This window comes from Bacillus paramycoides, from assembly GCF_001884235.1.
In the GTDB taxonomy this organism is placed as follows: domain Bacteria; phylum Bacillota; class Bacilli; order Bacillales; family Bacillaceae_G; genus Bacillus_A; species Bacillus_A paramycoides.
The window spans coordinates 22,977-40,981 of the sequence record NZ_MAOI01000007.1; the positions used below are offsets into that span (position 1 = coordinate 22,977).

21 protein-coding genes are annotated in these 18,005 nt (G+C 34.6%); 20 read left to right on the forward strand and 1 reads right to left on the reverse strand.

Annotated features, from left to right (window positions below):
- The first annotated feature begins 1 nt into the window (after position 1).
- From BAU28_RS00560 to BAU28_RS00625, 15 genes are all read left to right on the forward strand, one after another.
- Complete coding sequence (locus tag BAU28_RS00560; RefSeq protein ID WP_071717403.1) at positions 2–289, forward strand: DUF5592 family protein; 288 nt, start codon at positions 2–4, stop codon at positions 287–289.
- Positions 290–303: 14 nt separating this feature from the next.
- Positions 304–1,116 carry a hypothetical protein gene (locus tag BAU28_RS00565; protein WP_071717404.1) on the forward strand — a complete coding sequence of 271 codons (813 nt, stop codon included), beginning with the start codon at positions 304–306 and terminating at the stop codon, positions 1,114–1,116.
- Between the two features lie 15 nt (positions 1,117–1,131).
- On the forward strand, positions 1,132–3,069 hold the full coding sequence (locus BAU28_RS00570) for a VirB4 family type IV secretion system protein (protein WP_071717405.1): 1,938 nt from the start codon (positions 1,132–1,134) through the stop codon (positions 3,067–3,069).
- Positions 3,070–3,073: 4 nt separating this feature from the next.
- The gene (locus BAU28_RS00575) at positions 3,074–4,201 is read left to right on the forward strand and encodes a bifunctional lytic transglycosylase/C40 family peptidase (RefSeq protein WP_071717406.1); all 1,128 of its coding nucleotides are present in this window, start codon (positions 3,074–3,076) and stop codon (positions 4,199–4,201) included.
- A gap of 27 nt (positions 4,202–4,228) precedes the next feature.
- Positions 4,229–4,807 (forward strand): MerR family transcriptional regulator, encoded by a 579-nt coding sequence (locus BAU28_RS00580; protein WP_071717407.1) that lies wholly within the window; start codon positions 4,229–4,231, stop codon positions 4,805–4,807.
- Positions 4,808–4,828: 21 nt separating this feature from the next.
- Positions 4,829–5,725, forward strand: a complete 897-nt coding sequence (locus BAU28_RS00585; protein ID WP_071717408.1) for a hypothetical protein — start codon at positions 4,829–4,831, stop codon at positions 5,723–5,725.
- A gap of 227 nt (positions 5,726–5,952) precedes the next feature.
- Positions 5,953–6,213 (forward strand): hypothetical protein, encoded by a 261-nt coding sequence (locus BAU28_RS00590; protein ID WP_071717421.1) that lies wholly within the window; start codon positions 5,953–5,955, stop codon positions 6,211–6,213.
- Positions 6,206–7,399, forward strand: a complete 1,194-nt coding sequence (mobP2, locus tag BAU28_RS00595) for a MobP2 family relaxase (protein ID WP_071717409.1) — start codon at positions 6,206–6,208, stop codon at positions 7,397–7,399. Before BAU28_RS00590 ends, mobP2 begins: the two co-directional genes overlap by 8 nt.
- Positions 7,400–7,837, forward strand: a complete 438-nt coding sequence (locus BAU28_RS00600; protein ID WP_071717410.1) for a hypothetical protein — start codon at positions 7,400–7,402, stop codon at positions 7,835–7,837.
- 43 nt (positions 7,838–7,880) lie between these two features.
- Positions 7,881–8,156, forward strand: a complete 276-nt coding sequence (locus BAU28_RS00605) for a hypothetical protein (RefSeq protein ID WP_071717411.1) — start codon at positions 7,881–7,883, stop codon at positions 8,154–8,156.
- A complete protein-coding gene (locus BAU28_RS00610; protein WP_071717412.1) occupies positions 8,149–10,647 on the forward strand; it encodes an LPD25 domain-containing protein in 2,499 nt (832 codons plus the stop codon). The genes BAU28_RS00605 and BAU28_RS00610 overlap by 8 nt, the downstream gene beginning before the upstream one ends.
- 144 nt (positions 10,648–10,791) lie before the next feature.
- Positions 10,792–10,926, forward strand: coding sequence for a hypothetical protein (locus BAU28_RS31250; protein WP_276327741.1), 135 nt, complete (start codon positions 10,792–10,794; stop codon positions 10,924–10,926).
- Positions 10,927–10,941: 15 nt separating this feature from the next.
- Positions 10,942–13,599 (forward strand): type IA DNA topoisomerase, encoded by a 2,658-nt coding sequence (locus BAU28_RS00615; protein WP_071717413.1) that lies wholly within the window; start codon positions 10,942–10,944, stop codon positions 13,597–13,599.
- 85 nt (positions 13,600–13,684) lie between these two features.
- Positions 13,685–14,662 (forward strand): DUF3991 and TOPRIM domain-containing protein, encoded by a 978-nt coding sequence (locus BAU28_RS00620; protein WP_071717414.1) that lies wholly within the window; start codon positions 13,685–13,687, stop codon positions 14,660–14,662.
- Entirely contained in the window at positions 14,655–15,317 is a 663-nt protein-coding gene (locus tag BAU28_RS00625; RefSeq protein ID WP_071717415.1) for a restriction endonuclease, read from the forward strand. The genes BAU28_RS00620 and BAU28_RS00625 overlap by 8 nt, the downstream gene beginning before the upstream one ends.
- 214 nt (positions 15,318–15,531) lie before the next feature.
- On the opposite strand, the gene BAU28_RS30270 is transcribed toward BAU28_RS00625, so the two are convergent.
- The gene (locus BAU28_RS30270) at positions 15,532–15,684 is read right to left on the reverse strand and encodes a ribbon-helix-helix domain-containing protein (RefSeq protein ID WP_000290205.1); all 153 of its coding nucleotides are present in this window, start codon (positions 15,682–15,684) and stop codon (positions 15,532–15,534) included.
- 115 nt (positions 15,685–15,799) lie between these two features.
- Between BAU28_RS30270 and BAU28_RS00630 the strand changes: the two genes are divergently transcribed.
- From BAU28_RS00630 to hfq, 5 genes are all read left to right on the forward strand, one after another.
- Positions 15,800–15,988 (forward strand): hypothetical protein, encoded by a 189-nt coding sequence (locus BAU28_RS00630; protein WP_071717416.1) that lies wholly within the window; start codon positions 15,800–15,802, stop codon positions 15,986–15,988.
- Between the two features lie 26 nt (positions 15,989–16,014).
- The gene (locus tag BAU28_RS00635) at positions 16,015–16,278 is read left to right on the forward strand and encodes a hypothetical protein (RefSeq protein ID WP_071717417.1); all 264 of its coding nucleotides are present in this window, start codon (positions 16,015–16,017) and stop codon (positions 16,276–16,278) included.
- 430 nt (positions 16,279–16,708) lie between these two features.
- Positions 16,709–16,987, forward strand: a complete 279-nt coding sequence (locus BAU28_RS00640) for an AbrB/MazE/SpoVT family DNA-binding domain-containing protein (RefSeq protein ID WP_071717418.1) — start codon at positions 16,709–16,711, stop codon at positions 16,985–16,987.
- Positions 16,988–17,238: 251 nt separating this feature from the next.
- Complete coding sequence (locus tag BAU28_RS00645) at positions 17,239–17,574, forward strand: transposase (RefSeq protein WP_071717419.1); 336 nt, start codon at positions 17,239–17,241, stop codon at positions 17,572–17,574.
- A gap of 27 nt (positions 17,575–17,601) precedes the next feature.
- Positions 17,602–17,790 carry an RNA chaperone Hfq gene (hfq, locus tag BAU28_RS00650; RefSeq protein ID WP_071717420.1) on the forward strand — a complete coding sequence of 63 codons (189 nt, stop codon included), beginning with the start codon at positions 17,602–17,604 and terminating at the stop codon, positions 17,788–17,790.
- Positions 17,791–18,005: the final 215 nt, after the last annotated feature.

Below are 18,005 nucleotides of genomic sequence, written 5' to 3' on the forward strand. Positions count from 1 at the left end.
GATGAGGAGCTATCGGATTCCGAAGGAAATCAGTACAGAATTACGGATTAATAAAGTGCTTTATTTAATAGATTTCTTTTTATTAATTGGTTTATTAGTTGTAACGATGATTCTTAGGAATTTCGTACATGATTCTCTTCAGTTACCATTCGTTATTTTCATGGCGGTTATTGCCATTATCATGATTTGGCGACCAAGCACGAATCCTCAAAAACGAATGTACGAAGTGTTGATTATTACATTGTTAAGAAGAAAAGGTGCATATTGTGCCATTGATAACGATCAATAAGGGAGGGATCACATATGGCGTTATTCAGCGAAAAAGATGTAGAAAAAGAAAATCCAAAACAAATAGAAAGACCGAAGAAAAAGGCATTTCGTTTTAACGAAAAAAATGTAAAGGAATCACTTTCTGAGCCAGAAGAAATTGTTAAGGTGGTACCCAACGAAAAGAAAGAGGAAGAAAAAACAAAGGTAGAAAGAAAAGTAAAAAAACAGAAGAAAGAAAAGCCCAAGAAAGATGTTTTGAAAAAGAAAAATCCAAAACTTTTAGGTTTTTTGTCTAGAAAAAAGAAAGAAGCACCACCAAAGGTAAAGAAAAGTATTGCGGAAATTATGCAAATCATAGATATGACGGAAGACGGCATATTTGAGCTGAAAAATGAGGAGTTTTTAGAAATCCTTCAAGTTGAAGGTGACGATATGTTCTCTAAGAATAGTGAAGAACAAGCATTTGTTATTTTCTCACATGCGTATTTTTATCAAGCATACAAACAGTCAATTAAACTTGTTTTTTTGAACTTCCCATGTCAAACAACCGAACAACAACGATATATAGAGAAAAAAATTAAAGAATGTACCAGTCCTTTGTATGAACGAATTTTAAATCAGAAGTTAAAAGAATTGCAGTTTTTAGAATGGGGAAGAACAAATCGTGAAGCCTTTTTATTTATTTACGGAGAAACAGAATTAATCGTAAAGGAACGTGTGGATGCAGCAAAACGATATATCAAGCGCTCTACTGAACTATTAGAGGTGGATGAAGAGAAAAAGTTAGAGCTTATGTTTAAATTGTTTAATCAAAATGCAAAATTGGGAACGAAAAATATATGGTAGTGAGGGGGAAACACGATGTTTGCGTTCAAAAGTAAAAAATCCAAAAAGGAAAGACAAGAAGAACTAAAAAAGAAGAAAGGTTACAACCCGTATTTAGTGGCTAGAGTTCAACCACAAGGGGGAATAAGTTTTAAAGAAAGCTATGTGCAAACAGGTGATGGATTTGCTACTTGTATTCATGTTTTTGACTATCCAACAGAGGTAAATGATTTTTGGTTAGAGCAAATTATGAATATGCCAAATGTGATCACGACATTAGATGTAATGAGTGATGACCGAAAAGAGGTTGTTGAATCCATTAATAAATCTTTGAGTGAACAAAGTGTTCGGCATGATACAGCGAAGGATAACATAGATCGGATAGATGCGAAAAATGAATTCTTAGAGCTGGAAGCTCTCTATACAGATTTGAAGCAAGGTGAAGTCATGAAACGTATTCACATCCGTATCTATGTTTCCTCTAGAACATTAGATGAGTTAGAAAAACAAGTGAAAGAAATCGTGGAATCATTAGAATCCTATAACTTTCGAGGAGCTGTCTTTTTAAATGAACAAGAATATGAATGGGATGCACTCGTAAAGAGCTTTGATACACAAAAAAACTATGTGAACCGAAGAAAAGGGAAAGAAATTCCGGCAGTCAGTCTGGCTGGTGGGTGCCCATTTCACTATTCCTATTTGCATGATCCATACGGTACGTATTATGGAACAACGAAAACAAAAGGAAATGTTATTTTTGATATTTTTCATAAAGACAAACAAAGGAAGAGTTATAACGGAGTAATGATTGGAAAGCCTGGTGCTGGAAAATCAACATTGTTAAAAAAGAAAGCCGTGGATTATGCAAGTAAAGGTCATTTCATTCGCATTTTTGATGTTGTAGAAGAGTTTACAGATACAGTAGATGAGCTAGGGGGGAAGACAATTGCATTAGATGGATCGCAAGGTCAAATTAACCCACTTCAGGTATATAAGACGGCAGAAAGTGAGGAAGTTAGTTTCATTCAGCATTTATCTAAACTGACAACTTTTTATCGTTTTATTGCACCAGAAGCAAAGGATGATGAAATTAAAGAATATGAAAATTTGCTTCGCAAATTATATATTCGTATGGAATTATGGAACGATAAAAAGGGAGCAACAAATGAAATTACAACAAGAAAACCGAAAGAATACCCTATCTTCTCCGACTTTTTAACGTTTGTTCGTAACGAATTATATCAAGATGTAGAAAGTAGAAAGCATCATGATAATTTAGGGGACAGTAGAATCCATCGTTTAGAATTAATTGAATTAAATCTTATGAATTTAGTAGAAGCATATGCAGAATTGTTTGATGGGCATTCTACAATTGAAGATTTTAAGAAAGAACAAGTTGTATCATTTTCCTTACGTAATATATCTAGTTTTAAACCAGAAGTGTTTCAAGCACAAATCTTTAATGTGTTAAATCTCCTTTGGGATGAAATGATTTCAAATGGTGCTCCTCAATTAAGAGCCTTTAATAAAAAGCAAATTGCTTTTGAAGATGTTGTACGTTATTTCATTATTATTGACGAGGCGCACCATATTATTAACACGAAAAAAGAAAGCGCTCATGCTCTACGATTTTTAATCAAATTTAGTCGAGAAGATCGAAAATATTTTGCAGGGCTTTTATACGCAAGTCATAGTATACGAGATTTTGTACCGGATGGATCGTCACAAGAAATGGTGGATGAAATTAAAGTATTATTTGAGTTAACACAGTACAAATTCATCATGCAACAAGATAATAACAGTTTAGATATGTTACGAAAAGTATTTGCAGGACAGTTAAGTGAAAGTGAGATTGCAGCGATTCCACATTTACCAACAGGGGATGTCATTTTAAGTATTGGGGCTGTAAAAAACATTCACTTCCATGTAGAAGTAACAGACGAAGAATTGATGTTATTTGGGGGAGGTGCTTAATACCATGCATCTAGTTTTAAAGATTATACCAAAGAAATGGCTCATCACTTTAGCGCTAATTGTGATGGGTCTTTTTTCTTTTCTTTTACTTGGAGTCGTTAGTATTTTTATTGCAGCAATGGGAAGCGATAGCGGAACAGACACAGGTGATATTACGTATACAGGAGAGGGGCAAGTTATGAATGTTTCACCCGAAGTTTTAAAATGGGAGCCAACCATTCGGAAATATGCGAAAGAGTTTGGTGTGGAACCCTTTGTCGCTTTAATGCTTGCCCAAATGATGCAAGAAAGCGGAGGGCGTGGTAGTGATCCCATGCAGAGTTCCGAGGGCGCATTTAATACGAAATATTGTAAATCACCAAACTGTATTACAGATCCAGATTACAGTATTGGGGCTGGCGTACAAGAGTTTAAACATGCGATAGAAAGAGCTGGTGTAACGAGTCCGGGTGACATGGATCATATCAAAACAGCACTTCAAGCCTATAATTTTGGGACAGGATTTTTTGACTTTATTGGTGCAAATGGTGGCAAGTATACGAAAGAATTAGCAATTAAATTTTCACAACAACAGTATCAAAAGGTGAAGCACACAGGAATGTATCATTGTTTAAGGCCGGAAGCCGTTCCATTTGATGCGTGTTATGGCGACATCCTGTATGTTGATGCCGTTTTGAAATATTATCAGCCAGGTTCTGTCGTTTCTGGTGGTGGAGGAAATCCAGGAAGTGGTGGAAGTAGTGGTTCAAAAGTTGCCGATGTAGGTCGTCAATGGATAGGACGTTCTACGTATGTATTTGGTGGTGGACGTAACACAAATGACATTGCAAGAGGGATATTTGATTGTTCAAGTTTTGTACGCTGGGCATTCGAACAAGTAGGGATGAATGTTAGTCCAATGGGAGCGGTAAGTACGGAAACGTTAAATAAAATAGGTACAAAAGTATCAGCGAATGATATGAAACCAGGTGATGTTATTTTCTTTGATACTTACAAGCATGATGGTCATGTTGGCATTGTAATTGATAAAAATACTTTCATTGGATGCCAAACAAATAAAGGGGTTTCCATTGAAGATTTAAATAATCCATATTGGAAAAAAGTCTTTTCTGGTCACGTAAGAAGGTTCTAAAAGCCAAAAGAATAGGAGACTGAAAGAATGAAAGATAAACGAAAATTTTTGTTTATTGTGTTTGTCATTTTAGTTGTAGGTGTAACAGCTTTTAATATCTATTTGAGTAAAAAATCAATGAGTGATGGTAAAGAAAAACAGTTAAAACTTTCAAATGAATTACTAACAAGACAGAATGAAGATTTAAAGAAACGTCTGGATAAAGTACTTCCTTCCGCACAAGAACAACAGAGAAGGGAGTACTTATCGACAGCCGAAACGTTTATACAATTATCATTTCATCGAGAAAAAGAAGGGTACAGTGAACGAAAAGAAAAAGCAAAATCCATTATGAGTGAAGAACTTTTACAACAATTCTATCCGACTGACAAATACGAATTAGGAGATACGTATAAAACAAAACCAATAGAAATGAAGTTTTATTTACAAGAAAATGAACCCGATAAAGAGGAGGTAAATGTGTTAGCCGAATTTATAAATATCACGACAGATTCAACACAAAATCGAGAAGAAAAGGTAAACAATGTGTTGCGAATTATCATAAAAAAAGAAAAGGAAACATGGCGAGTTACGAGTGTAGAAGAGCTAAATATGAAAGTTTTATAACGAAAAAAGTGGGGTGAGAGTGTGATAGGTGCAATCAGTAAGAAGAGTGAAAGAATTAATCTTAGAAAAAATAAGTCGTGGGTTTACCTAGCAATTATCAGCTTTCTATTTTTTGGTTTTTTCGCTTTTTTAACATCTAAAATTTACATGCCAAACGATGAAAAACTATTCCATACAGAAACAAATAAAGTAATCAAGTTGTCAGGGATGGGGAAATTGATTGTAGAACAAAGGGAATACAATCCACACAAAAACTTTATACAAATTCGCTTTCGAATAGAAGGTTATGAGGAAACAGGATTCACATTTAAGGCGCAAGAAAAAGCAAAGTCTGGTGTTCAATTACCTGTCAAAGTATTGTATGAAGAAAACGGAAATTACGTAGTAGAAGTAAAGGAATTATCTCCGAATTGGGGAGCGTTAGCTTTTGATATTTACAATAAAAACAGTGAAAAAGAACAAATGGATATTCGCAAATTCACACAAGATGTGAACGAATATGAAGAAGAAAATGCATCAACAAAAAGTCCGAATAAACTTGTTCAGACGATTTTTACCGATCAAAGAAAAACAAAAGCAAATGATGAATTATTAGCTGAAAATAAAAAAACATATGAGTTAGATTTTATAGAAAGAGACAAAAAAGATATTGAAACAAAGATCGAAAATTATGGAAAAGCAATCAAGCTTGAAGAAGAAAATGGGAAGACAGTTTTTGAGAAAGTGAAAGAACTGAAAGATGAAATGAAGTACCAAACCGAAGCGGAAAAAACGGAAACACAATCTAAAATAGCATCTTTAGAATCCAAAATAAAATCATCAGAAAAGAACGTTGAATTGTTTAAAGGGGAACAAAAAATTGCACGAGATAAGATCAAAAAATTAGAACAAAAAGCACAAGAAATTAATAAAAAGTGAAAAAAGTCATGTCGTGAGTGAGTCTACATCAGGGGATTTTGTATCGTGAGTGAGTCCACATCACGAAAAAATGAGTCGTGAGTGAGTCTACACCTAGAAGGTTTTCTTGTTCCCATCGTTTTGCTAGGCTCCGCCTAGCTTCACACCTTAGGTGGGAACAAAAAACCCTTATGCTCTTCTCACTATTTTTTGATCTCTACCCAGAATTGCAGAAAGGAGAGGGAAAAGTGGAAATTAGAATAAGAGAAATAGATCCAATTGCTGTAAAGAAAATAGATGAAATTGCAAAGAGGAAAGGATTATCCCGGCAAAAATTTTTGAAAGCTCAAATTGAAATGCTGGCATTTTTTCAGCAGCAAAATAAAAGAGAAATGGAATTAGAAAATATCATCCAAAAGAACATCCATATGATGAATGATTGTTATGGAGAAATGAAAAAAATGAATGAGTTTATACAACTCATGACACAGGATGATGAAAATGAGTAATGCCGTTCCTGTTCACTCTTCCGTCACACCTGGTGTTGTTTTAAAAACAAAATTTGTATTGCCGAGTTCGGATGCCTTTCAGAACTATATTGAGTATGTAGATCGAGAAGAAGCAAAAAGTGAAGTGAAGCTAAATCCGAAAATGTTTGAAACGTATCAAGAATATATGGGGAATCCAGAAAAGACATCGGCACTGTTTACGGAACACGCAAATCGCTTAACAGAAAGTGAGAAAAAAGCCTTAAAGGAAATGTTTAAAACCGCTCATGAAAATGGAAGTATCATGTGGCAAGATGTCATTTCTTTTCATAATCCTTGGCTAGAGGAACAAGGTATTTATGATGAGAAAACGAAAACATTAGATGAAAAAAAGTTAATGGATGTGACACGGCTTGCAATGAAGGAAATGCAGAAAAGGGAGGGATTAGAAAAAAGTTCTACTTGGTCGGCAGCCATTCATTTTAATACGGATAACATTCATATTCACGTGGCAACTGTTGAACCATTTCCAACGAGAGAACGTGGAAAAAGAAAACCCAAAACATTGGATGCGATGAGGGGAAAAGTCGTAAATAATCTGTTAGATCGTAAGCAGGAACAAAAACAAATTAATGATCTGATTCGAAACAATATGGTGGGAAGTAAAAAAGAGGATTCGGTTTTTGATTGGCGCAATCAACATTTGAAACCATTGTTTTTACAAATCTATAAACAGTTACCAAGTGATAAAAGACAGTGGCAATATAGCTACAATACAATTCAGCCATTGAAGCCGGAAATTGATGAATTAAGCAGGAGATATATTCAACATCATCATAAAAAAGATTACGATCAGTTTCTCCAAAAGTTAGATAAAGAAGTGCAAGTTTTTAAAGAAGCATATGGAGAAGGAAAGTATGATAAGAAGCAATATGAAAATTACAAGACGAATAAAATCAATGACCTGTATAAAAGAATGGGGAACGCCTTTTTACAAGAAATGAAGGCATACGATAAAGAACAAAAGAGAATCCATCACACGAAAAAATCAAAGCCGTTTCAAAAATTTCAACAGAATGTATCTATTCAGTATTCTATGAGGAAAGTAGAACGTGCGTTTAAAAGTGAATATGAAAGCTGGAAGAACCAAAAGTATTATGAGCGTATGCAAAAAGAAAGTGCATATCAAAATGAGAGGGGTTATTAAATGAAGGACTTTCGCATGCAAATTACATTGGATGAAGAAACAGATACGTATATTAAAGATTATATGGAAGAACACAATATTAGATACAACGGCGAAGCAATTGTAAGGATTTGTAGAGAACATCAAGCATCAAAAAATACAGAATGGTCATTGAATTATATTTCAGAAGTTGTTTCTAAAAATCTTCATGACATATTAAAAAGTGAGCTAACAAAAATTCGTCTTGGTGCAAATAGTGCGGATAGGAATACACAAGTTTTAATTGAATTAATGAATGGTTACTTTTTTGCCAATGACTTAGATTTAGAGAGTATTATTACTACGGATAAAATAGAAGTCGGTGGCGTGAAAATGGCAAAGGAAGTTGTAGCGGAACGGATTAGTCATGCTAGACAAAAACGTATAGATCATGAGGCATCAAAGAACAATGTAACATAAGATACATTGTTCTTTTTTATAAAAAAAATAGGGGGTTATTAGGATGTTATTATTTTATGAAGATATCGCATTAGGAGTCATTAAAGAAATTGGAGAAGATGAACTTGTGTTACTTGTAAAGGATGAAGAATTAATAATTAAAATTACAAGAGAACAAGTGAGAGAACTGGCAGTCCATGTCATGAATCAAGAGAATATGTTAGTTCCGGTTAACGTAAAAACACATGCGCTTTTCTTTGATACAAATGAAAGATGGAATGAAGAAGACATGGAGGAATTGCAAAGAGCAAGTGAAAGAGTAGGAGAAGATCATGAGTAAAAATTATAAGAAAAAGTATCAAACGAAATCACCGGAAGAAAAGAAAGAGGCGGTGCAAGCTTTAACAAAAAAGATGGAAAAAAGCATAGAAGGCTATTTTCGTACACCAGGAGATTTGAAAGATTATTTATCGTTTATGGCAAAGTTTTATCAGTATTCACCATCTAATATTTCATTAATACAGAGTCAATTTGAAGGAGCCAGGGCAGTTGGTTCCTTTTCTTTTTGGAAAGAAAAAGGGTTTGCGGTTAAGAAGGGTGAGAAAGGAATCCAGATCCTTGTTCCAAACAGAACTATAGCAAAATTTAAAGACAAAGAAGGGACATGGAAATCCGTTACAAAGGCAAATGAAGAAGAGAAAAAACAAATTGATTCTAAAAGCGTAGAAGTGAAACCAGGTCGCTTATATTTTGCTGTTGGCCATGTGTTTGATGTGTATCAAACGAACGCAAAAGCGGAAGACCTACCACGCATTTTTCCGAACCGTTGGCTAGAAGGAAGCGTAAAAGATTACAAGAGTTTGTACAGAGGGATGAAGGCTGTTGCGGAAAAGAACGGTGTAAAAATTATTGAACCAAAAGCAGAGCTTGGTGTCGCAAAGGGTGTCAGCTACACCTTAACAAAAGAAGTTGCATTGAATCCACGAAACAGTGAATTACAAAATGTAAAAACCTTACTTCATGAATTGGCACATGCCAAACTTCATACAGCAGAAACACATATGAATTACACAGCACCAGAAAAAGAGTTTCAAGCAGAAATGACCGCTTATGCTGTTTCTTCTTATTTCGGAATTGATACGAGCGAATATTCCCTCGGTTACCTAGCCAGTTGGACAAAAGGAAAAGAGATGAAAGATAAAACCCAGTTATTGAAAGAAGTACATGAAACCTCCATTGAATTTATTGAAACAATTGAAAACACGTTAGAAAAGGAAAAAGGAAAAATAAATGAAAAAGAGGTGGAAGGTATGGCAAATAAAAATGAAAAACAGGATGAAAAAAATATTTTATTGGTGGAATATATGAGTCTAAGTAATACGACACAAGAACTAGTTTCCGTTACGCAGTTAAGAGATCTAACAAATTCTAGAAACCAAGCATTTCAACCTGTAGAGCGTGGAGAACAATTGAGTGATAAGGAATTCATAGATGCATTTAACGTGGCAAATAAAGAAAGATATGCAGCTCTAAATCAGAATGAAATTACTCGTCCAACTATGTTAATTCAATGGAGTGAAAACGAAAATTTTGCAAGTAATCAATTAATCCCATTTGGAGAGGCAAATGAAAAAATGTCTGAAGTCATTTCAAATATCGAAAAAGCAAAGGAGGAAGCAAGAGAAAAAGATGAATACGTACCATATGATAAAACTCGTTATCATATCGCCATTCCAAAAGAAGTAGATAGGGATTTTGGGAGAATGGAGCTTGTGAGTATGGATTGTTTGGATCTTGGAGATGGAGACTATAAGACACCTTATGAACAAGTATTAAACGAGAAAAGGTATCTATCGGATGAAGTGAAACAAGCGTTACGAGATGAAGTAGTGAATTATAGAAGTAACAAAGAAATGCCGATGGAAAAAGCACATGAAAATACATTAGAAAACATAAAAGAGACACCCAATCACTTAATTACAATTGAAGTGTTAGCAAACGGTATACAAGATGAAGAACTGGCAAGAATCCACATGATGGATGCTGTTACGAAAGATATAAATTATTTGTCTGTATGGAATCAAGATAAAACAGATCGGGACGATTTATATGTTTCCCTAATGGAAAAGAACGGGAAACGAGAAAATGTCTATTTAGATAATATTTTGAAACCAGATTTATATGAAAAGGTTCAAAGTTCTATTTTTGATGGAAGAGGAAATTTGTCATTCGTCATTTATGAAAAGGATGCAAATATGAGTCTAGATGAAATCGTAAAAGATGAACGATATGGAATCTTAGTTGATAAAGCGGAGGAACAAAAAGATCCCTCATTTAATGAGAAAGAAGTGGAATTGTATAAAGAAATGAAGAAGGAGGGATATGCACCTATTGCTTCTTTAGATCAACAAATTCAACCTTCAAAAGAAAAGGAGTCAGCTACTTTAGATAAGGATTTAAGCCGGAAATACGAAGCATACAGACGCTCACAATATGAAGAAACACCAGATAATATTGATAGTATTGTCCCTCGTGTAAAAGCTGAAGAGCGGTATTATACAACAAAGTATGTTTCGATTGATAATGAGCTGGTAAGCCAGGAACACGTTGTGAAATTAGAAAACCAGGTGGATGAGAAACTTGGAAAAGAAGGAATAACGGTGAATCAGTCTACAACTTCAAAGGAAATGGATGTAGATAAAAAAATTCAGCCATTAAACGGAAAACAAACGAATGAAAAAGAAAAGGAGCCAGAGCCAGGTAATATAGAGCAGTCGAAGGCTACAAAGAAATCCAATAGAAAAAAAGAAACAATGGAAATGGAACGATGAAAAATTTTATAACAGGAAAACCAGATTAAATCATTTTTTGTTACTCAATTGAGAAAACGGAAAGTGATTTTTTTATAGCTAAAAATGAAAGAGGGTAAAAGTAAAGCCCTCTTTCTCATTTGTAAAACGAAAGGAGCGAATGTCATGAATGTATGGCTGTTTGGGGGCTGTATGTTCCTCGTAGCAGTCTTTTTAAACACGTTGTTATTATTCGGTCACAGAATGATAAAAAGGTGGAGAAATAAGAAATGGAATCGTGAAAATGAAATTGCAGATTAATAGGAGGTACTACGTATGGGGAAAACATTGTTTATTGCAGAGAAGCCGAAGGTAGCTGTTGAATTATTGAAATCACCTAGATTTAGAAACTCGCAAAAATATCCAGGAAGTAAGCCATATTATGGCTACTATGAAAATGAAAATTACATTATTAGTTGGTGCCGAGGGCATTTATTAGAACTAAAACATCCAGAGGAGATGGACGAGAGATACAAAGAATTTAAATTCGAACATTTACCAATTATTTTGGAGCCGGAATATAAAGTGAAATCGGATAGTCTCGAACAAGTTCAAATATTGGTTAAGTTGTTAAATCGTCCCGATGTAGAACATGTGGTCAACTCCTGTGACGCGGACAAGGAAGGTGAGCTTATCTATCGTGAGATAGTTGAACATGCAGGTGTTAACAAGCGAGAATCCCGCCTTTTTATCTCTTCCTATGAGGCCGCAGAGTTAGAGGGAGCATTAAACCGATTAGAACCAGGAACAGACTATGATGGGCTTGCTCAATCCGCTAAAGCAAGGCAATACCTGGACTATATCCTAGGCATTAATGTTACAAGAGGTTGCACATCAAAACTAGCAAGAAACCAATTCTTATTGGCTTCTGGTCGTGTTCAAATGTGTATCTTGAATGAAATTCGTCAAAGGGAAATTGCTATCCAAAACTATAAAGAACAAACCTACTACAATTTAAAATTATTAACGGAAAACGGTTTATCCCCAGTAATGCAAACAGAAGATCAACTGACAGATCCATCGCCACTACAAAAACTTGGAGATAGTTTGAAAGAAACAAATGTAATCGTTACGGAATTTAAAGAAAGTACGAGAAAAAAGAAACCAAAATTGTTATATAACTTAACAGACATCTACAAAGATGCTCACGCCAAGCTGAAGGTAAATGCAGAAACGGCAAAAAAACATATTCAGAGTTTGTATGACGAAGGCTTTATCACGTACCCTCGTTCTTCATCCAGGCACTTACCTACCGAACAAGTGGAACGAGTGAAAGAAGTAATGGCAGCATTAGAAAAGAGCTCCTATACAAATTTAGTACAACAAGTAGTTCCATCTTCTATTACGAAAAAACATACGACTTTTAATGATGAGTTAGTAAGTAGTCACTTTGCGATCATCCCAACAACAAAATTATATGTCGGGACCAACCGAAATCCATTAGAAAAACAGTTATATGACTTAATTGTAAAACGATTTATCGGGAACTTTATGAAACCGGCAATCTACCTGGTAAGAGAAGTACACTTTATAGATCAAGAGGGCAACACATATAGTACAAAAGAAAAAATCCTACAAGAGAAAGGGTTTCTAAGTGTGTTTCAAGAGGATATAGAAGAGGGATCAGTTGAGGCATTTCAAATACCCGTTTTACAGGAGGGAGATTCTTTCAGAATCGTTCAGTATGACTTGATTGAGTCCCGAACAAAGAAACCAGCCTTTCATACGGAAAGTTCCATTTTAACCTTTATGGAAACGGCAGGACGTAAATTGGATAATGAACATTTGAAAGAACTCATGAAAGGAAAACGGATTGGGACAGTCGCAACGGAAGAAACATTTATCCCGAAACTGTTAGAGCGAAGCTATATTGATGTTACCAACAATCAGATTCAAACCACTCATATTGGTCGTGCGTTTATAGATGCTTTTCCGGTAGATGAAATCAAAAATCCATCTTATACGGCAGAAATGGAAGGGATGATCTACATGATCGAAAAGAATGAAATGAAATATGAGGAATTTGTAGAGAAAACAAATACGTTTGTAAAGGATACGGTGGAACAACTAGGCGCAATGGATGATAAAGTATCGGATAGCATTATTAATACTTGGAATCAGCAAATTGAGGTGTGCAAATGCCCTTGTAGAAAAGGAAAAATCCTTCATAAAGGCAATTTTTATGGGTGCAGTAATTATCCAGAATGCGAAATCTCCTTACCGAAAAAAATTAAAGAAAAAGCGATTCCGGAAGCGCAAGCGAAAAAGCTGTTTGAGGATAAGAAAACAGATCTTTTAAAAGGATTTAAGTCCAATGAGAAGGAGTTTTCCGCTTATCTAGTGTTACATGAAGGGAAAGTTAAATTTCAGTTCCCAACACAAGAGGAGCTGTCATTTGGTAAATGCCCAAAATGTAAAAAAGGTGAGATCCTTCATCGTAAAACGTTTTATGGATGCACGGAACATAAAAACGGATGCGATTTTATGTTACCAGCAAAGATGAAAGGGAAAGCGATCCCTGGTAATCAAATGAAAAAGCTGATTCAGTATAAAACGACTGATTTTATAAATGGCTTTGAAGGGGAAAAGGGAGAATTTACAGCAGCTATCTATATGGAAGCGGACGGAAGTTTGAAATTCCGTTTTCCAACAACTGAAGATCGTACCATTGGTAAGTGTCCATTATGTAAGAGTAGAGTTCTTGTAGGGAAAAGTAATTACTTATGTGAGAAATACAAAAAAGGCTGTGACTTCATTATTTTTGGTACATTCTCTGGTAAAAATTTAAGTAGTAACCATGTGAAAAAGTTATTAGAAAAGAATGTAACGGATCAGATCAAAGGGTTTATCTCGAACAAAAACGGGAAAAAATTTGACGCTCGTTTATCATACAGCGTACAGGAGAAGCGATTAAAATTCTTATTCGGCAAATAAAAATTGAATGTATGTAAAAGAGGACTAGGAAACGGAATAGTCCTCTTTTTTATTTCATTTTATAGAGTAAAGGGGGGATTCCGTAATGGCATATGTCAGTGCGGAGGATGCGATGAAAGCAAGAAAAGTTGACTTGATTTCATATCTGGAAGCAAAAGGAGAAACGTTTAAGAAAGAAGGAAATTATTATCGTCATACGGAACATGATAGTCTCATCATTAAAGGAAATCAGTACGCCTGGAATAGTCGAGGGGAAAAAGGATATGGAGCGATTAGCTTTGCGATGATGTACTATGACATGACATTCCCACAAGCCGTGATGGACATTCAGAAGGGGGACTACAAAGAGTTTGATCGTTCAAAAGCTGAAGAGGAGCGCCAAAAAGAGCAGCAGCCATTTAGTTATCCAAAACACCTGGAAGTAAATAAGCAAACAGAGATAAAAGAATATCTAATTCATGAACGAAAAATAGATCCTCGCTTGGTGAATTGGCTGATTAAAAAGGATCTCATCGCCCAGGATAAGAAAAATAATGTGGTGTTTAAATGGAGGGAAGAAGGAGGAAAAGGGCAAGTAATTGGAATGAACCGTCAAGGTACAGTCAAAATGGAGAATAAAAGAGGAAGCTTTAAGCAAATTGTCCCGAATTATGAAAAAATCAATGCCGGTTTTACGGTTGATGTAGGTAAACCGGATAAGATTTATTTTTATGAAGATCCAATCGACATGTTATCTCATTGGAGCATTAAACAAAATAATATCCAAAACGCTCGCCTGGTTTCTATGCATGGATTGAAGTCCAAAACAGTGATTCAATCTTTAATGGATGCGAAAAAAGAAGGGCACGATATTAAAGAAGTCATAATGGCAGTTGATAATGATAAGGCTGGGAAAGACTTCATTCAGACAATGAAATGCTTTGTAGATCTTAAAGAGGATATTCCAACGAATGAAAAAGATTGGAACGATGTCCGGAAGAAACAAGTGAATGAGCAACAGGCAAAAGAAACAGCCCAACCAAAGAAAATGAAACCAATTAAAGAGGTGGAGCGAAGTGTCTAATCTACCAGAAATGCCAAACATATTACAAATTTTGATGTATGGTTTTATCCTTTATGTTCTTTTTCGTATTTGTAAATTCATGTACCGGAAGATCCAGGAGCGAAGAATATTAAAGCGAATGGCTAAGTCTGGTATTCGCTATATAGACAAAATGGACGGACATAAATTCGAAGTATACCTAAAAGCTCTCTTTCGAGAGTTGGGTTATTCTCCAACAGTCACAAAGCAGTCAAATGATTTCGGAGCGGATCTGGTATTGAAGGGGAAGAATCGTATTGTAATCCAGGCGAAACGCTACGGGATGAAAAATAGAGTCGGCATTAGTGCCGTACAAGAGATATATGCAGCGCAAGCTTATTACAAAGCACACGAGGGCTGGGTTGTAACAAATAGTGTATATACAAGACAGGCGAAAGAATTAGCGGAGGCATGCCATGTAAAACTTATAGATCGTGTAGAACTTCAGAAATTGATTAATAAAATCAATCCCGAATATTCGGCTGAAGATGTGTATCAAGGGGTAAAACCTGCAGAACGGAAATGTCCCACATGTAAACATGATTTAGTCGTTCGTAATTCAAATAAAACAGGTAATAAGTTTTTTGGATGTTCACAATATCCCACATGTACACATACAGAACCAATTAATTCATGAGCTGTGATGAAAATCCGGCTCTTTTTTTATTTATTTAAAGAATACATGAAAAAAAACAGTTCAACTAAAAAATGACCTTTCAGATTTAGTTGTATGGGGTTTTGATGGAGTTATCAATATAATAAGTCGTATTTGTTATAAAAACGCATGTAAAGGGAGAAAGGGGATTTAAATGCGTTTTTAGGTTTTTTAGGAAAAATAAAAAGGGTAGCCATTATTTACGACTTAACCCTTTGTCTACGATCTGACGAATTGCTTCGTTTCGATTCTTCAGCTTATTTTCATGCCAATAATTTTCTATTTGTTCTACTTGTTCTTTTGTAAAAGTAACTAAAATTTGAGTGTACTTATCTTTATTAACAGCCATATTACAACCTCCTCTATAAAAAATATTATAAGTTATATAACTTATATTGACAACTAGAAAAATGAGTAATAGAATGATTATATAAGTTATATAACTTTATTGAGGAGGTTATTATATGGAAGGAAAAGTTAAAAAGATGATGGCTGATCTTCAATTTATTATGAATCATGGTCAAATCAGTGTAGATTTTATGGAGCAAGGATATAAAAGAATGCTTTTTAGTGCATTAGAAGCTACGGGAAAACAGTTTAATGTGCATACAAATGAACATAATGAAACAACCTTGTTCCTAGAGTTAGTTTAGTAAATTTACGCAATAAGGAGCTGTTAATGATGGAGCAGTTAACCATTTTTGACGTAATGGATGAAACTAAAAATAAGTTATATGAGGTATTAGAGAAAAATGGATTAAATCATAAGATTCATAAGTACTATTTATATTCGAATTATGAAGGAGCTGTCCAATATTACTATATAAGAACAACTGATAATATAATTATTGATTTGTGTATCTCTGATTTTCCAGAAATATTTGCTGTCCATGAAGGATTTAGCGATAAACAAATTAGAAAGATTTACAACTGGAACTTATAAGCTATATAAATAACAAATTTAATTATTGGAGGAATGGAAAATGAAAATTGGTGTATCTGAGTGGAAAGCATTGAAGAGAGAGACAAAGTTAAAGCTATTGCGCTATGCGATGTTAGAAAGTAAGTATAAGTATGCAAAATAAAAGCTCTTCATTTGCAAGAAGCAAACAAAGAGCAAAGTCATGAGTGACCGTCGAGGAAAGAAATTGGCAGATTTCTTTCCTCTATATTTTAACATATTAAAAGTTGTAGAGAAAAGGGGCATGTAGAATGGAAGAAGGGTGTATTTCCTTTCAGCAAAGGTTTAAAGAAATTCTGGTTATGATCGTTAGTTTTTGGATCATTATGTTTCTCGTGTATGGAGAAAGCCTGTTACAATAGTAAAGAATAACTTGGGTACAAATTGATGATGAAATGGGGAAATATGCTGGATGAAAGCAACCGGAGTAACTAGAAAAGTGGATGAATTAGGGCGTATAGTAATTCCAAAGGAACTTAGAAATACGCTTGGGATTAAAGAAAAATCACCATTAGAGATTTTTGTAGAAGGGGAAGACATCATTTTACAGAAGTATCAACCTGGTCATGTTTGTACATTAACAGGAGAAGTGTCAAATCGTAACATAGCATTAGCAAATGGTAAGATAACATTAAGTCCAGAAGGTGCAGAATTATTACTAAAAGAAGTAGAACAGTATCTTGTAAAATAAATGCTCCTTTCAAGGGGCTTTTTTTTAATACAGGAAATATAAAATTTCACGTACCGTAACATTTAATAAAAAACTAAATACCTAATTAATAGTCTACATTAAATCTTATGTTGAAGTAAGCCGCTAAATGGATCATGTATGGTTTGTTTCGGATAGATTTCTTGCGAAATATGTATCTAGAGCAGTATTTCGATTTATATATGATACGATAGTTATATATTCGTTTTGCTAGTAAAAGGGGATGAGTGTAGATGAAAAACCACATAAAAGTAAATGGAAAAATCCTTCAAACAAATAAAAAATGGTCACATCTCAAGCAAAGACAAAGGCAACATATTTCTAATTGGTTACGTAGAGAATATACACAGTTTGTAAAAACACATTATAGAAAACCTAGGAAGTATGAACATGATGAGATTCTTCATGAAGTGATGAATCAAATACAGGAACGTGAAATTTGGATTCCTAATGGTGAAGTAAAAAGATATTATCTAAGCAAAATAGGAAAATGGTTTAGAAAAATAGAAAGTGAATGGGAATCACAAATATTCAACAGTGAAAAGCAGCAGGTATTAGAAGAAAAGTAAATAAAAAGAAACCAGGGGGCGCATTTCATGTTTAATTTACAAGAAGATACTTATGAACAATTGAAAGAAAAAAAAGGGGAAGTTACTGTATTTTTAAAGAATGGCGTTCCATTACGCGGGAAGATCCTTGCAACAGATAAATTTACCGTCCTAATGATGGTTCATGGTAAACAACAACTAATCTACAAACAAGCAATCTCTACACTTGCTATTTAATGAGTCCCGCCCCATACCCATCAATCTAAGATTTTAAAGTACTCCTTAAACGGAAATTTTGTGTTTTTTATGGCACCGAAGTTCATTTTTATCGTTTTGGGGGCAACTTGTTCTGTTAGGTTGACGGGCATGTGGTGTGACCCCACATCCATCAACTTAAGGATTTAGACTATTCTTGAAGTTAAAAGCACGTTACTATTCTCTTATGTTAATGA

Excerpts from the sequence above, each read along its gene's own strand:
- BAU28_RS00615 (WP_071717413.1), top strand. The coding sequence starts at position 10,942 with ATGGGGAAAACATTGTTTATTGCAGAGAAGCCGAAGGTAGCTGTTGAA.
- BAU28_RS30270 (WP_000290205.1), bottom strand. The coding sequence starts at position 15,684 with ATGGCTGTTAATAAAGATAAGTACACTCAAATTTTAGTTACTTTTACA.
- BAU28_RS00610 (WP_071717412.1), top strand. The coding sequence starts at position 8,149 with ATGAGTAAAAATTATAAGAAAAAGTATCAAACGAAATCACCGGAAGAA.
- hfq (WP_071717420.1), top strand. The coding sequence starts at position 17,602 with ATGTTTAATTTACAAGAAGATACTTATGAACAATTGAAAGAAAAAAAA.
- mobP2 (WP_071717409.1), top strand. The coding sequence starts at position 6,206 with ATGAGTAATGCCGTTCCTGTTCACTCTTCCGTCACACCTGGTGTTGTT.
- BAU28_RS00635 (WP_071717417.1), top strand. The coding sequence starts at position 16,015 with ATGATGGAGCAGTTAACCATTTTTGACGTAATGGATGAAACTAAAAAT.
- BAU28_RS00630 (WP_071717416.1), top strand. The coding sequence starts at position 15,800 with ATGGAAGGAAAAGTTAAAAAGATGATGGCTGATCTTCAATTTATTATG.
- BAU28_RS00570 (WP_071717405.1), top strand. The coding sequence starts at position 1,132 with ATGTTTGCGTTCAAAAGTAAAAAATCCAAAAAGGAAAGACAAGAAGAA.
- BAU28_RS31250 (WP_276327741.1), top strand. The coding sequence starts at position 10,792 with ATGAATGTATGGCTGTTTGGGGGCTGTATGTTCCTCGTAGCAGTCTTT.
- BAU28_RS00600 (WP_071717410.1), top strand. The coding sequence starts at position 7,400 with ATGAAGGACTTTCGCATGCAAATTACATTGGATGAAGAAACAGATACG.
- BAU28_RS00620 (WP_071717414.1), top strand. The coding sequence starts at position 13,685 with ATGGCATATGTCAGTGCGGAGGATGCGATGAAAGCAAGAAAAGTTGAC.
- BAU28_RS00565 (WP_071717404.1), top strand. The coding sequence starts at position 304 with ATGGCGTTATTCAGCGAAAAAGATGTAGAAAAAGAAAATCCAAAACAA.
- BAU28_RS00560 (WP_071717403.1), top strand. The coding sequence starts at position 2 with ATGAGGAGCTATCGGATTCCGAAGGAAATCAGTACAGAATTACGGATT.
- BAU28_RS00640 (WP_071717418.1), top strand. The coding sequence starts at position 16,709 with ATGAAAGCAACCGGAGTAACTAGAAAAGTGGATGAATTAGGGCGTATA.
- BAU28_RS00575 (WP_071717406.1), top strand. The coding sequence starts at position 3,074 with ATGCATCTAGTTTTAAAGATTATACCAAAGAAATGGCTCATCACTTTA.
- BAU28_RS00645 (WP_071717419.1), top strand. The coding sequence starts at position 17,239 with ATGAAAAACCACATAAAAGTAAATGGAAAAATCCTTCAAACAAATAAA.
- BAU28_RS00580 (WP_071717407.1), top strand. The coding sequence starts at position 4,229 with ATGAAAGATAAACGAAAATTTTTGTTTATTGTGTTTGTCATTTTAGTT.
- BAU28_RS00605 (WP_071717411.1), top strand. The coding sequence starts at position 7,881 with ATGTTATTATTTTATGAAGATATCGCATTAGGAGTCATTAAAGAAATT.